The following is a 13,200-nucleotide window of genomic DNA, read 5'->3' on the forward strand; positions in this document are numbered from 1 at the left end:
GCTTTTTTTGGGAAAAATACCCAAAGACCAGCAGGTGATGCTGGGTCTAGACGCCCAGATAGTGCGCCGCTACCGACCTGTCGGCGCGCAATTCCGTGGCCGAAAGGACTGCGCCGCCGCGCCCGTTCTCGATAAACGCCACGCGGTCGGCCACCTCCAGCACCGCCTCCATGCGCTGCTCGACCAACAGGACGGCGACGCCCTCGGCCCGCATCCGCACCACGACCTCCTGAATTGCGCCTACCATCGAGGGCTGAAGCCCCTCGGTCGGCTCGTCGAGAAGCAGCGCCTTGGGCCGCAGACAAAGCGCGCGGGCGGTGGCCAGCATCTGCTGCTCGCCCCCCGAGAGTGTCTGCGCAGGCTGGCGATACCGCTCTCGCAGGCGCGGAAACAGCTCCAGCACTTCCTCCAGAACCTCCGGCGGGCTTTGCCGCGCACGCATCCCGATCTCAAGGTTCTGCGCCACGGTCAGCCCGGCAAAGAGCCGGCGCCCCTGCGGCACATAGCCGATCCCGGCGCGAGGCACATGATGCGCGGGCAGTGCGCTGACCTCGGTGCCATCCAGCATCACGCGCCCGCCCATAAGCGGGATCAACCCCATGATGGCGCGCATCGCCGTTGTCTTGCCCGCGCCATTGCGGCCCATCAGGCACAGGATCTCGCCCGCAGCAACGGCCAGCGACAGCTCGCGCAGCACCTGCGCCGCGCCATATCCGGCACTGATCCGCTCCACCCCCAGCATCATGGACCCCCCAGATAGGCGGCCTGCACGGTCAGATCGCCGCGCACCTCGTCCGGCGTGCCCTCGAACAGCAGCGCGCCAGCCGACAGCACACTGACCCGGTCCGCCAGCGCCATGACGACATCCATGTTGTGCTCGATCAGAAGGATCGTGGTTCCCCCGGCCAGTTTGCGCACCAGATCCTTGAAGGCCGCGATTTCGGGCTCGGACAGGCCCTGCGTCGGCTCGTCCAGGATCAGGAGGCGCGGCGCACCGACCAGCCCCATCGCGATCTCGAGCAGCCGCTGGTGGCCATAGCTCAGATCGCCGGCCAAGGCATCGCGGTACTGCGCCAGACCTACCTGCTCCAAAGTGGCCTGCACGGCCCCCGGCACCTTGCCGGCCGCCATATGCGGGCGCGCGGCCAGCGCGATGTTTTCGGCCACCGGCAGGCGCGCGTAGATCGACGTGATCTGAAACGTATAGGCCATGCCCAGCCGCGTGCGCCGATGCGCGGGCAGCGCGGTGATGTCCTGCCCGTCGAAGATGACGCGCCCCGCGTCCGTCCCGATCCGCCCGCAGATCATGCCCACAAGCGTCGTCTTGCCCGCCCCGTTCGGCCCGATCAGCGCGCGGACCTCTCCGGCCGCGACCTCAAAGCTCACGTCATCCACGGCACGTACGCCGTCAAAACTTTTGGTCAGGCCCCGAAGCGACAGAAGGCTCATGGCAGCCATCCCCAGAGGCGGCGGCGCAGCTCGCCCATGATGCCCTGCGGCGCAAAGAGCGTCAGCAGAACCAGCGCCACCCCCGCGATCAGCATGTAGGCGGTCGTCACGCCCGAGCTGAGATCGATCAGGTAGAACATGAAGAGCGTGCCGATGAACGGGCCCAGCACCGTCCCGGCCCCGCCCAGCAGCACCCACAGAAGCGGCAGGATGGAATATTCGACCCCGGCAAAGCTGGCCCCGACATAGCCGAAGAGCAGGCCGTAAGCCGCGCCCGCAGCGCCCGAAATGGCACCCGATATGATGACGGCCACCAGCTTGATCCGGAACGTGTCATAGCCCAGCATCCTCGTGCGTGCCTCGTTCTCGCGGATCGCCACCAGCGTCCGGCCGAATGGCGCACGCACCAGAGCAAGGCAGATCGCCAGCACCGTAGCAAAGAGCGTCAGCGCCGCGAGGTAGCGGTTGCCCTCATCGCTAAGGTCGATGCCCCACAGCACCCGCGCGCCGCGCGCGATCACGATCCCCTCGTCGCCCCGCGTCCATTCGCCGAAGTAAAGCACCGTCAGATATCCCGCCTGGGCGAACATCAGCGTCACAATCATGAACGCGACCCCCGCCGTGCGCAGGGCCAGGGCGCCCAGCGCCGCGGCAACCAATGCACCGGCGGCAACGCCCAGCAGCATCGCGGGCGCCGCCCCCATGCCCAGATGCTGCACCGCCATCCCCATGCCATACATGCCCGCACCGAAAAGCAGCGCATGCCCAAGGCTGAGAAGGCCGGTATAGCCAAAGACGATGTTATACCCCATCGCGTAGCTGGCCAGCACCATGATCCGCGCGAGGTTGCCGTGATGATAGGCCGGCAGCACGAAATGCCCAAGCAGCAGCAGCGCTATCAGCCCGCCATGCAGCAGGGTGATCCGCGCACCCACACTCATACGCTGCGCGTGCCGAAAAGGCCCTGAGGCCGGAACACCAGCACCAGCGCCACCAGAAGCGTCGCGATGATCTTGGCCAGCGTGGGCGAGAAGAATACCGAGATGATCCCGTCGCTCAGCCCGATCAGGATGGCCGCGACCACCGTGCCCGGCAGACTGCCAAGGCCGCCGATGATGACCACGGTAAAGGCCAGCAGCAGCGGATCGGCTCCCATCAGGTAATGCGCCTGGCTGATCGGCACGACGAGCACGGCGGCCAGGGCTGCCAGCGCCGCGCCGATGCCGAAGACCATCGCATAGACCCTCTCGACCGGGATGCCGAAAGCGGTCGCCATGTCGCGATCCGCCTGCACCGCGCGCATGACGAGGCCGATGCGCGTGTGCGCCATCATCGTCCAGACGCCCAGCAGCACCGCCGCGCCCGCGCCGATCACCGCCAGCTTGTAACTGGTCGTCGCCAGCCCCCAGGGCCAGTAGAGCGCCAGCGCGCCGTCCTTCAGCTCGACCCACGGAATTGCCAGCCGTGTATTGAACGGCGCCTCCACGGGCCGCGCCTCGGGTCCGTAGCCCATCAGGGTCAGCTGCTGGATGATGTAGAGCAGTCCGATGGTGGCGACAATCGTGCGCTCGGGGTCATACTCCACACGCTTGAGAATGGTCATGTCGGCGGCCACGGCAATGGCGCCCACGATCAGCGGCGCCCCGACAAGGGCCATGGCAAAACCCAACGCCGGCGGCCCGCCCACTATCTGCGCGATCACCCATGCAAGAACCGCGCCCAGCATGAAGAACTCGCCATGCGCGATATTGACCACGCGCATGACACCAAAAACGAGGCTAAGCCCCACCGCCGTGAGCGCCAGCACCGAGGCCATGACAAGCCCCTCCAGCGTGGCCAGCATCAGGTAGGGGCCCAGCTCCACCTTAGGTTAGCCCGCCAGCTCGGCGCGGTGTGCCGCCACCAGATCGGCCACCGAGTGGAACATCATGTCATAGCTGGGCATATTGCCGGGGTTCATCGTGGCGCCGAACCCGTCCTTGTCATGTCGCCGATAGATCCAGCAATTGGCAAAGCCATGGCGGTTGGCTGGGCCGTGATCGTGAAACATGCTCTCGGCAGTATGGAGGATATCGCCCTTAGTCAGGCCCAGCCGCGCCATCTGCTCGATCATATAGTCGAAATTGCGCGGATCGGGTTTGTAGCTGCCCACATCCTCGGCCACGTAAGTGGCGGTAAAGGGGTGCCCCAGCTTGGCGTTGCTATGGGCGAAACTGGCATTGTCGACATTCGACAGCACGATCAGCTTGAAGTGATTTTTGAGATAGGCCAGCGCCTCGGCACTGTCGGGAAAGGCCGGCCAATGCTCGACCGAGCGGCCATAGACCTGCGCCTCTTCCCAGGATGCACTCAGCCCCCACTCCTCGGCCAGCCGCTTGTAAACGGTGGCCAGCACGTCGCGGTAATTCTTGGCCGGCGTCACGCGCTGGCACGTGCTCTCGTGAAAGGCATGCGCCTCGAGGATCGCATCGCGGCTGAGGTCCAGCTGATCGGTCAGCGGCGCCAGCCCGGCGATCATGCCGCTCTCCCAGTCGATCAGCGTGCCGTAGACGTCAAAGGTCAGCGCCTTGTAATCGCTCAGCTTCATGGTGACCCCCTCTGCCGGACGTCCGGCGCCCGTGTGCTACCTGCCAAAGATGCCCCGCAAACGGGCGGCACTGCCCCTGCCTAGAATGGCTGCTGCGTGTAGTCCACCTCGTCAGGATAGAGACCGGCATCGATACCCGCGGTATGAACCCGCACCAGCCGCCCGTTCTCGACGCGGCTGACATGCTGCTCGCTGAACACCTGGTGCGTGCGCCCGTTGAAGCGCATCGGCCCCTGCGGCCATTCGCGGCTATGGGGGATATCGGTCATCGCCTCGACCGCCTCGATCAGCGCGGCACGGTCCTGCGGTCCGCGATAACCGGCAGACTCCATCCCCATCTTGATCGCACTCAGCGTGGTCCAGCAGCCGAACATGTGGCCATAGGCCGACACGTCGCGCGGATCGTCAATCGCCGCGCCCTCGTCATTGACGCCGACGGCCGCGCGGTAGAACGCCTGCGCTTCGGTCTGGTCGGGCTGCGCATATCGGCACATGCCTTCCCAGAAATGCGACCCTTCAAGGAAATCGAGACCCGGACTGCCGATATCGATCGCCTCCAGACTGTCGACAAAACCAAAAAGCTCGGGGCCGGAGCCGCCAAAGAACTCGCCCATCTCCTTGACGAAGGTCAGAACCGACGGGCCGACCATGACGTGATAAACCACCTCGGTCTCACGCGGGATCTTTGGGAAATGGCGGGTAAAGGACGTCTCGGTTGGAGGAATGGCGATCTGCGCCAGGATTTCACCGCCCTGCTCCTCGATCGCCTGGCTAAAGTAGTCGCGGTGATCATGCCCGAAGGCGTAGTCGGGATAGATCATCGTGACCTTCTTGCCCAAATTCTCGGCGACAAAAGGCGCTACCGAAAGAACCTGGCTCTTCACATCCGTAATGCCGGGCTGGATCGTGTAGCGGTTCAGCATCCCGCTCGCCACGTGATGCCCCTCGGAGACCAAGAAATACGGCATCTTGAGCTCGCCCGCACGCGGAGCCGAGCCGATGACGACATGGCTGAACAGGGGACCATAGACGATATCGCATTTATGTTGATTTGCGAATTTCTCGATCAGCTCGGCACCCCGCTTGGGGTTGGTGCCGTCATCTTCGGGCACCAGCTCGACCATGCGGCCATTGATGCCGCCATTGTCGTTGATGAACTTGGCCGCCGCATTGCCGGTGCGCTCGTACCAGCGGCCATAGGCAGCGCCCACGCCAGTGCGGTGGATCTGAAATCCGATCTTGATCGGCTCGGCCGTCTGCGCATGGGTATAGCGCGCCCAGAGCGGCAGCGCGGCAGCCCCGCCCGCCAATGTCGTCAGCGCCTTGCGCCGGGTCAGGTTGCGTCCGGTCGTGGTCATGGCCATGCCCTCATCTAGCGGCGGGGGTCCCCGCCGATCCGGCGCGATCCTGCGAATATGAGGCCCGGTTGTCCAGCGATTTGCGCCGCCAAGGTAGAGTTCACCGCGCTATAACCTGATTTTTGCTGGTGAAAACGCCCAAATGCTCAACAGCGGGCCAAGATGCGCTTACTTGCCGAAAAAGCGGTTATAGAGCCAGTCGGGCCAGATCCGGCTGAACCGGAACAGGTAGCTGAAGAGGCGCGGGAAGTGGCGCACCGTCGCGCCGTCGTCATTCATCATCTCGAACATCTCCTGCGCCGCCTCGTCGGGGCTCATCAGGAAGGGCATGTTGAAGTCGTTCTTGTCGGTCAGCCGCGTCTTGATGAAACCGGGATTGGCGATCTGCACACGCACGCCCGTCTTGTAGAGATCGCATTGCATACTTTCGCCCAGCGCCATCACGCCCGCCTTGGAGGCCGAATAACCAATCGCCCCCGGCAGCCCGCGAAACCCCGAGAGCGATCCGGTCAACACGATATGGCCTGCATCCTTTGCGACCATCTTGGGCACGACCACCCCGCAGGCCCGCAGCGCGCCGACAAAGTTGATGTCGCCCATCGCCTCGGCTTGCTCGGCATCCCAATCCTGGGCGGGAAAGGGCCAGTAGACGCCAGCGGTGTAGACCATGCCGTCAATCTCGCCGACCTGCTCGGCGGCGTCCCGCACGCTTTGCAGATCCGAGACATCTACAGTGACCACATGGGCGCGGCCCGGCAGCGCCTCGGCCACCTCTTTCAGCTTGTCCTCGCTGCGGGACGACAGGATCAGTTCGGCCCCTGCGCGGCTCAGCTTGTGCGCCAGCGCCTCGCCCAGACCTTCGCTGGCCCCGATCATCCAATAGCGTTTTCCGGTCCAGTCGGTCATTCAGCGTCCATCCTTTTCATCGTGGCGACAAGCTCGGCCACCTTGATCCCGTATTTACGAAACTGGCTGCGATTGACGATGGTTCCGCCGGGGGCGAGGTACATCCAGTCCGTCACGGCCAGCACATGCCCCCCGGCCTCGTCCGGCAGACGGATGCGGTAGCGCAGCATCAGGGACGCGCCGCTCAGCTGGCCATGCCCTCTGCCGACCAGATCATCGGCCTCAGCCGTCAGCGCGCCGTCCGGCCCGAGGGAGAGGCGCCACTCGCGATCTTGCGTTGTGCCGCTGTCATAGACGAAATGCTCGCGCAGCGTGCCCGTCTCGCCCGACCATGCACCGACGAACTCCGCGTCAAAGCGCGAGGCGACCCGCCCCAGCGGGCCGTAGATCACGCCATGACAAACAATCCTTCCCGACAGGTGGTGCCGCAGGTCCAGCGCTGGCAGCGTGCTCGCATAGTCGCGCGGTGCCTGCGCGGCAAAGCTGGCCAGGCGCTGCCGCAGCCACAGCGCAACGCCGCAGATCAGCGCGCCCAGCAGCATCCAGCCAAACGCGGTCATGCGGCCTCCTCTTGCGGCACCGGCGTGCGCGCCAAAAGGGCGATGGCAATCAGCTTCAGCCCGCAGGGCACCGCGCAGTAAAGCAGCGTCAGCAGCAGCAGCGCTGCCTCGTCATTCTGCAAGCCTGCCTCAAACCCCCCCGCCTCAAGCGCTGGCAGCAGGGCCACGGCAGCCAATGCCAGCGTCAGTTTCGACACGAAGGACCAGAGGCCGAACCCCTCACTCGCCCCCGGCGCGATCTCGGCCATGCGCCGGGCAAAGATGGCGGGCAGCAGCGTCAGATCGGCCCCGACCGCCGCGCCCGACACCACGCAGACAACCGCAAAGGCCCAGACATCCCCCGTGCCCAGCAACGCGGCCCATCCGAAGGCGGCGATGGCCAGCACCATCGCGGCCAGAAGTGCGCGCTTGGGCCCCCATCGCTCGGCTGCGCGGCTCCAGACCGGCGCGGCCAGAGCGGCCGACAGGAAGAAGACCAGCAGCAAAGGCCCCTCCCACCCAGGCGCGCCAAGGCGGCTTTCGACAAAAAACAGAAAGAGGGTCGAGCTGACGGCAACCGGCGCCGCATTGACCAGCGCGATCAGCAGAAGGCGGCGGGAAATGGCGTCGCGCAGGATCGGGCCAAAGCCATCGGACGGGATGGATGCGCGGCCCCACTCCCCCCACATCGCCGCCAATGCCGCCGCCCCAAGCAGCGCAAAGGCCAGCGCAAAGCCGTCATAACCGCCGATCAGCACCGGCGCGACCGAGGCCGCGCAAATGCCCAAGAGCGCGCCGGTCTCGCGCCAGCGCGCCAAGGTCAGATGGCCCGATTGCGGCAAGGCCGCCGCGCTGGACACGCCCTGAGCGTAGAAACAGATGGTCAGGTAGCTGAAGCCGGAAAAGACAACCGTCAGCGTCAGCGCGAACCACCAGACCGGCGCAATGGGCGGTGTCACCGCGAAAAGGCCGATCATCGCCAGCGCCATCGCCGCGCCCGCGACAGAGGCGCTGACCGCGCGCCACCTTTGGGTGCGCGCCGCCAGCCGGCCCAGCAGCGGGTCCTGCACCACGTCAATAAGGCGTAGCGCGAAAAGGACACTGCCCAGCAGGGTCAGCGACACGCCATATTCATCGACGTAGAATTTCGGTGCATGGATGTAGATCGGCAGACCCGCCGCCGCAAGGAACGCCGCGAAGAGCGAGAAGGCAGGCAGGCAGGGCGCGCCTGTGCTCACCGCGAGACCTCGCTCTCGGGCGGCTCGGGGCGGGAGCGATATTTCGCGCCCTTCCACCACAGTTTCAGCGCCTGCCAGTGGATCAGTGCCAGCACCCGGCGCGAGCCGAAGGGCCGCCGCAGCATCGCGCTGAGAAGGCCCCGATTGGTCAGCGCCCGGCGGGGCCCGGTCAGCGTGGCGACAAGCCCGCCATCGCCGCCGGTCAAATCGATCCAGATCCCGATCCGATCCGCGCGCAGATCGAAGCGGAATTCATACCCGCCATCGACCTTCTGAAAGGGCGAGACGTGGAAAATCTTGTCCGATCTCAGCCGGTCCTGCGCCGCGATTACCGAGCCGTCCGGCTTGTGGCACAGATAGCTGTGCCGGTCCCCGAACGTGTTGGTGACCTCTGCGATCACCTGCCGCAGGCCGCCGCCCTCATCGCGGCAAAGCCAGAAGGACACCGGGTTAAAAACGTGACCCAGCATGCGCGGCTGTGCCAGAAGCTCGACCGTCACCGGCTGCGGCAACTGGTAGCTCTTCAGCACCTCGCGCACCCACGGCGCGCCGATCCCCTGATGCGGCGGGCCGCCGTGATCGGCATCATGCAGGCTCGCCAGCCCGCCCCGGTTGCGCCCGAAAAGACGGGGGGCATCAACCTCGGCCTCGGCATCCAGCAGAACGTAGTCGATGGAATAGCGGAACGCGTTACGCACCGCCCCCTTGCGCCCGTGCCAGGTGTGGCCCGCGATATGATCGACGCGGCTCATGCCGCCTCCAGCGCTCCACGTGCCGAGATTGCCTCGGCCACCGCGACGGCGCTGCCCAGCCCGTCCTCGTGAAAGCCGTTCTTCATCCATGCGCCACAATACCACGTATTCTGCGCACCATTCATCGCGGCGATACGCGCCTGCGCGGCCAGCGCGGCCTGGTCATAGACCGGATGGCGCAGCGTCACGCGGTCATGGATCAGCTCATCGCGGATAAGGCGCGTGGTGTTCAGCGTCACGAAATGCGGATCATCCATCGGGATCGGCTGCAACTTGTTCATCCAGTAGGTCAAGTCAATGCGGCTGTCGGTCTTGGCCCGGTCCTCGGTATAGTTCCAGGACGACCAGACGGCGCGGCGGCGCGGCATCATGGACGGGTCCGAATGCAGCACGATATCGTTCGGCTGATAGGCGATGGCCCCCAGATTGCGCCGCTCCTCGGCGCTGGGGTCCCCCAGAAGGCGCAGGGAATCGTCGGAATGGGTGGCCATGACAACCTCGTCAAAATGCTCCCAGTCGCCCATCGCCTTGATCTGAACCCCTGTGGGCGTGCGCCGCACCGCCTGAACCGGGCAACCGGGACGCAAGCTGGCACCGACGCGGCGCAGATAGGCCTCCAGCCGGGTGACATATTGCACCGAGCCGCCCTTGACCGTGTACCACTGGTGCTGGCCCTCGTAGTTCAGCAAGGCGTGGTTCTCGAAAAAGCGCATCATCGCATCGGCGGGGAAATCGAGGATCTTGTCCTTGGGCGTCGACCAGATCGCGCCCGACAGCGGCGACAGATAATAATCGCGAAACCACGTGCCCGTGCGCAGATGCAGCAGCAGATCTCCGATGCTCATGTCGCTGTCGCGGGCGGCGCTCAGTGCGTTGGCATTGAAGTGAAAAATGTCGCGCAACATCCGCAGGAACGCCGGATGCGCCGCATTGCGCCACTGGGCAAAGGTCGCGCCGATGCGCTCGGTCCCGTATTCGATCCGGCCGCCGTCGATCGACGCGCCAAAGCTCATGTTGCTTTTGACCACCGGCACGTCCAACTCGGCAAAGAGATCTGCCAGATGCGGATAATTGGCGTAATTGAACACGATGAACCCGGTATCGACGGGCTGGTCGCCCCGCTTGCCCGCCATGACGGTCCGCGCGTGACCGCCCAGCCGCGGCTCGGCCTCATAGAGGGTGACATCGTGTTCGGCGCTCAGACGGTGGGCCGCGCCCATACCGGAAATGCCGGCTCCGATAATCGCGATCTTGCGCCTCGGGGCGGGCTGCAATTCAAATGGCATATGGGCAAGTGTCCGTTTTGGTCATCAACATACAGATCAATACGCCGCAAGGGCGGGATCGGATGCATATTCTTTTGGCACGTGCACAATATGCGCACTATTTTCAGGCCGAGGTGATCCGGCGCGGCACGAGTTCCGTAATAGGCATATGTTTTGTGCGATTGACACCTCCTGCGATAGCTTGGCATCTTTCCGCGGCACGGCTGCTGCGATTGCAGCACAGCCGCGCGCGCTGAAAAAACAGACGTCAGGACTTCGCGCATTGCCCCCAGACCGGCCCGACACCGACCGGACCATCGAAAACGGCCGCTGGACCGACCTCATCGCGCGCATTCGCGATGACGCGGACGAAACTGCCTTTGCCGAGTTGTTCGACCATTTCGCGCCTCGCGTGAAAGGGTTCTTGATGAAATCCGGTGCCAGCGCGACCTTGGCCGAGGAATGCGCGCAGGACGTCATGGCGACGCTGTGGCAAAAGGCGCATCTGTTCGATCCCTCGCGCGCCAGTGCCGCGACCTGGATCTTTACCATCGCGCGCAACCGCCGCATCGACGCGCTGCGCAAGGACCGCAGGCCCGAGCCCGAGGATATCACCTGGGGCCCTGAGGATGCGCCGGACCAGACCGATATCCTTGCGCTGGAGCAGGAAAGCGCGCAGCTCTCGCAAGCCATCGCCGGTCTGCCGCCGAAACAGAAGACCCTGATCGAGGCCGCGTATTTCGGCGACCTCACCCATACGGAAATCGCCGAGAAAACGGGCCTGCCCCTCGGCACGATCAAATCACGCATCCGGCTGGCGCTGGACCGCCTGCGTCACACGATGAAATGAAGATGACAATGACCGACCATATCGCACATCACCTGACCGACGCCCTCCTGATGGCCTATTCTTCGGGCAGCCTGCCCGAAGCGTTCAGCCTGACGGTGGCGGCGCATGTATCGCTCTGCGACGAGTGCCGGGCGCGGCTGGGCGCGTTCGACAGCGTGGGCGGCGCATTGCTGGAACAGGGCGAGTTGCCGCAAATGGCCGAAGGCAGCATGGCGGCGGCGCTGGCCGCGGCCAAGGGAATGCCCGCCGCCCCTGCCGCGCCCAAACGCGCGCCGGGCATCCTGCCCGCGCCGCTGCAGGAGTATGTCGGCGGCGATCTGGACGCGGTGAAGTGGCGCCCCGTCGGCATGGGCGTGCGCCAGGCGATCCTGCCCACCAGCGGCGGTGCCACAGCGCGGCTTTTGCACATTCGCGCCGGGGCCGCCGTGCCGGATCATGGCCATCGCGGGACCGAGTTGACGCTGGTTCTGCAGGGCGCCTTCATGGACGAAAGCGAGCGTTTCGCGCGGGGAGATATCGAGATCGCGACCGAGGACATGCAACATACGCCCATCGCGGATATCGGCGACGATTGCATCTGTCTTGCCGCCACCGACGCGCCGCTCAAATTCCAGAACTGGATCGCGCGCGCCGCGCAGCCTTTTCTGCGGATCTGACGGCGCACGCCGTCAGACACCCACATCCGGGCCGGGGCAGATCAGGGGCGTCGGACTGCGCCCGACCTCGTATAGCTCCAGCGCACTTGGATCATTCTCGAACTTCGCGATAAGACCGCCCGATCCCTTGCGAAAGCTCCAGCATTGGGGCTCGGGCTCGGTCTCGTAGACAAAGCAGATCAGGCCGCCCTCTTCGAACCATTCGCCTTCCTGGCAGGTGCCTTCCTCGAAGGACCAGCGCACACGGCGATTATCCAGATACTGCTCGATCCCGTAGGGCGCACCGCCATAGCCGTAAGTGAAGGTCTTGCCCTTGGTATAGGCATCGAATTCATCGGCGGTCATCAGATCCGCGGCCAGCGACGGCGCGGCGACAAGGGTCAGGATCAGGGCAAGGATACGCATGGCACGACTATGCCACGGTCCGCTGCGTGCGGCCACAGGTTTCAGGCTGCGAAATGGGGGCTTTGGCGGTGTCGGCAAGCCGCTGCTCCCACCGGTCGAGGCGCCGGTCCATGACCCTGCGCCACAGCGTGGGCGACAGCGACAATGTCGCCATCGCGGGCAAGGGATAGGGCAGCATCGGCATGTCCTGCCGGCTAAGGCAAAGCGCGGGGAACTCGGTGCCGGGCGACACGTGATGATGCGAATGGCGCGGCGCATTCAACGTCAGCGCGGACGAGAACCGGTGCGGCGCGTTCCACGAATGGCCCGGCCCCACAGGCTCGAGCGTGCCATTCGGACGGCGCTGCCGCCGCAGGCCATAATGCTGCACATAATCCGACATCAGGATCTGCATCTGCGCATGAAGGCACATGGCGACATAGGCCATCACGCCCCCGATACCGCCCAGCATAGCGGCGAGCGCCAGACAGCCAAAGCCGACCACAACATAGAGGCCATAGGGGTGCCGCCAGAGCGGCCGCCCCGAGCGCCGGAGCATCGCAGCCTCGGCCCGCCAGCCTGACTTCAGCCCGCCCAGACCCGCACGCAAGGCGAAGCGGTAAAACCCCTCGCCGCGCCGCGCGCTGTTCGGGTCGGCGTCGCTGGCCACATGAACATGATGCACCAACAGATGCGCGCTGGCGTGATGTCCGACCAGCAGGCTGCTATAGACCAGCCGCCCCAGAAGGCGCAGCGCACGCGGCCGCTTGTGGATCAGCTCATGCGCGGCGGGATGCCCGATTTGACCAAAGACCAGCCCCGCCGAAATCCCGAGGCTGATGCGCGCAGGCCAGTTAAGCCCCGCCTGCCCCGCCACGGCCCAGACCGCGGCTCCGAGCACGATGAAATGCAGCATGCCCAGCAGCGCCAGCAGCCAGGGCGCGCCGGGAAACTCGGCCCCCTCCTCGGGTCGGTCCGGCGCAGCGGCAATTAGGCGGTCCATCACAAAGGACAGACCGGTCATATAGGCCAGCGCCGCATAGGGCCACGCGCTGCCCCAAACGGCCCCGGCGAGGATCATCGCCATCGGCGCCAGCGTCGCGCAAGCAAAGAAGATCATTTCGTCTCCAGTAGAGTCCTGCCAAGCATCAGCGGCCAGACGTTAACACTTCGCTCCCCGCATTGAAAAACCATAACGTGCCCGCGCAGCCCGCGT

At 65.2% G+C, this 13,200-nt stretch carries 15 protein-coding genes; 2 read left to right on the plus strand and 13 right to left on the minus strand.

From position 1 onward, the window contains the following. Positions 1-46: 46 nt before the first annotated feature. From ACEWPL_RS07110 to ACEWPL_RS07160, 11 genes are all read right to left on the minus strand, one after another. Complete coding sequence (locus tag ACEWPL_RS07110) at positions 47-742, minus strand: ABC transporter ATP-binding protein (RefSeq protein ID WP_393933349.1); 696 nt, start codon at positions 740-742, stop codon at positions 47-49. Further along, the gene (locus tag ACEWPL_RS07115; protein ID WP_393932910.1) at positions 742-1,449 is read right to left on the minus strand and encodes an ABC transporter ATP-binding protein; all 708 of its coding nucleotides are present in this window, start codon (positions 1,447-1,449) and stop codon (positions 742-744) included. Before ACEWPL_RS07115 ends, ACEWPL_RS07110 begins: the two co-directional genes overlap by 1 nt. Continuing rightward, positions 1,446-2,390: a branched-chain amino acid ABC transporter permease gene (locus tag ACEWPL_RS07120; protein ID WP_393932912.1), complete on the minus strand. Its 945-nt coding sequence runs from the start codon at positions 2,388-2,390 to the stop codon at positions 1,446-1,448. The genes ACEWPL_RS07115 and ACEWPL_RS07120 overlap by 4 nt, the downstream gene beginning before the upstream one ends. Continuing rightward, positions 2,387-3,313 (minus strand): branched-chain amino acid ABC transporter permease, encoded by a 927-nt coding sequence (locus tag ACEWPL_RS07125; RefSeq protein ID WP_393932914.1) that lies wholly within the window; start codon positions 3,311-3,313, stop codon positions 2,387-2,389. Before ACEWPL_RS07125 ends, ACEWPL_RS07120 begins: the two co-directional genes overlap by 4 nt. 6 nt (positions 3,314-3,319) lie before the next feature. Further along, positions 3,320-4,036 (minus strand): haloacid dehalogenase type II, encoded by a 717-nt coding sequence (locus tag ACEWPL_RS07130; RefSeq protein ID WP_393932916.1) that lies wholly within the window; start codon positions 4,034-4,036, stop codon positions 3,320-3,322. Positions 4,037-4,116: 80 nt separating this feature from the next. Continuing rightward, positions 4,117-5,394 (minus strand): ABC transporter substrate-binding protein, encoded by a 1,278-nt coding sequence (locus ACEWPL_RS07135; protein ID WP_393932918.1) that lies wholly within the window; start codon positions 5,392-5,394, stop codon positions 4,117-4,119. Between the two features lie 168 nt (positions 5,395-5,562). Next, positions 5,563-6,300 (minus strand): SDR family NAD(P)-dependent oxidoreductase, encoded by a 738-nt coding sequence (locus ACEWPL_RS07140; protein ID WP_393932920.1) that lies wholly within the window; start codon positions 6,298-6,300, stop codon positions 5,563-5,565. Continuing rightward, positions 6,297-6,860, minus strand: coding sequence for a DUF3833 family protein (locus ACEWPL_RS07145; protein ID WP_393932922.1), 564 nt, complete (start codon positions 6,858-6,860; stop codon positions 6,297-6,299). The genes ACEWPL_RS07140 and ACEWPL_RS07145 overlap by 4 nt, the downstream gene beginning before the upstream one ends. Beyond that, complete coding sequence (locus ACEWPL_RS07150) at positions 6,857-8,077, minus strand: MFS transporter (RefSeq protein WP_393932924.1); 1,221 nt, start codon at positions 8,075-8,077, stop codon at positions 6,857-6,859. The genes ACEWPL_RS07145 and ACEWPL_RS07150 overlap by 4 nt, the downstream gene beginning before the upstream one ends. Then, positions 8,074-8,829, minus strand: a complete 756-nt coding sequence (locus ACEWPL_RS07155; RefSeq protein WP_393932926.1) for a DUF1365 domain-containing protein — start codon at positions 8,827-8,829, stop codon at positions 8,074-8,076. Before ACEWPL_RS07155 ends, ACEWPL_RS07150 begins: the two co-directional genes overlap by 4 nt. Next, the gene (locus ACEWPL_RS07160; RefSeq protein WP_393932928.1) at positions 8,826-10,115 is read right to left on the minus strand and encodes an NAD(P)/FAD-dependent oxidoreductase; all 1,290 of its coding nucleotides are present in this window, start codon (positions 10,113-10,115) and stop codon (positions 8,826-8,828) included. The genes ACEWPL_RS07155 and ACEWPL_RS07160 overlap by 4 nt, the downstream gene beginning before the upstream one ends. Before the next feature lie 295 nt (positions 10,116-10,410). On the opposite strand from ACEWPL_RS07160, the gene ACEWPL_RS07165 reads away from it, so the two are divergent. Continuing rightward, positions 10,411-10,944: a sigma-70 family RNA polymerase sigma factor gene (locus tag ACEWPL_RS07165; protein ID WP_393933351.1), complete on the plus strand. Its 534-nt coding sequence runs from the start codon at positions 10,411-10,413 to the stop codon at positions 10,942-10,944. A gap of 8 nt (positions 10,945-10,952) precedes the next feature. Next, positions 10,953-11,600 carry a ChrR family anti-sigma-E factor gene (locus ACEWPL_RS07170; protein WP_393932930.1) on the plus strand — a complete coding sequence of 216 codons (648 nt, stop codon included), beginning with the start codon at positions 10,953-10,955 and terminating at the stop codon, positions 11,598-11,600. 12 nt (positions 11,601-11,612) lie between these two features. On the opposite strand, the gene ACEWPL_RS07175 is transcribed toward ACEWPL_RS07170, so the two are convergent. Together ACEWPL_RS07175 and ACEWPL_RS07180 are read right to left on the minus strand one after the other, a co-directional pair. Then, the gene (locus tag ACEWPL_RS07175) at positions 11,613-12,005 is read right to left on the minus strand and encodes a hypothetical protein (RefSeq protein WP_393932932.1); all 393 of its coding nucleotides are present in this window, start codon (positions 12,003-12,005) and stop codon (positions 11,613-11,615) included. 7 nt (positions 12,006-12,012) lie between these two features. Then, positions 12,013-13,104 carry an alkane 1-monooxygenase gene (locus ACEWPL_RS07180; RefSeq protein ID WP_393932934.1) on the minus strand — a complete coding sequence of 364 codons (1,092 nt, stop codon included), beginning with the start codon at positions 13,102-13,104 and terminating at the stop codon, positions 12,013-12,015. Positions 13,105-13,200: the final 96 nt, after the last annotated feature.

The organism is Roseovarius roseus, from assembly GCF_043355935.2.
In the GTDB taxonomy this organism is placed as follows: Bacteria; Pseudomonadota; Alphaproteobacteria; order Rhodobacterales; family Rhodobacteraceae; genus Roseovarius; species Roseovarius roseus.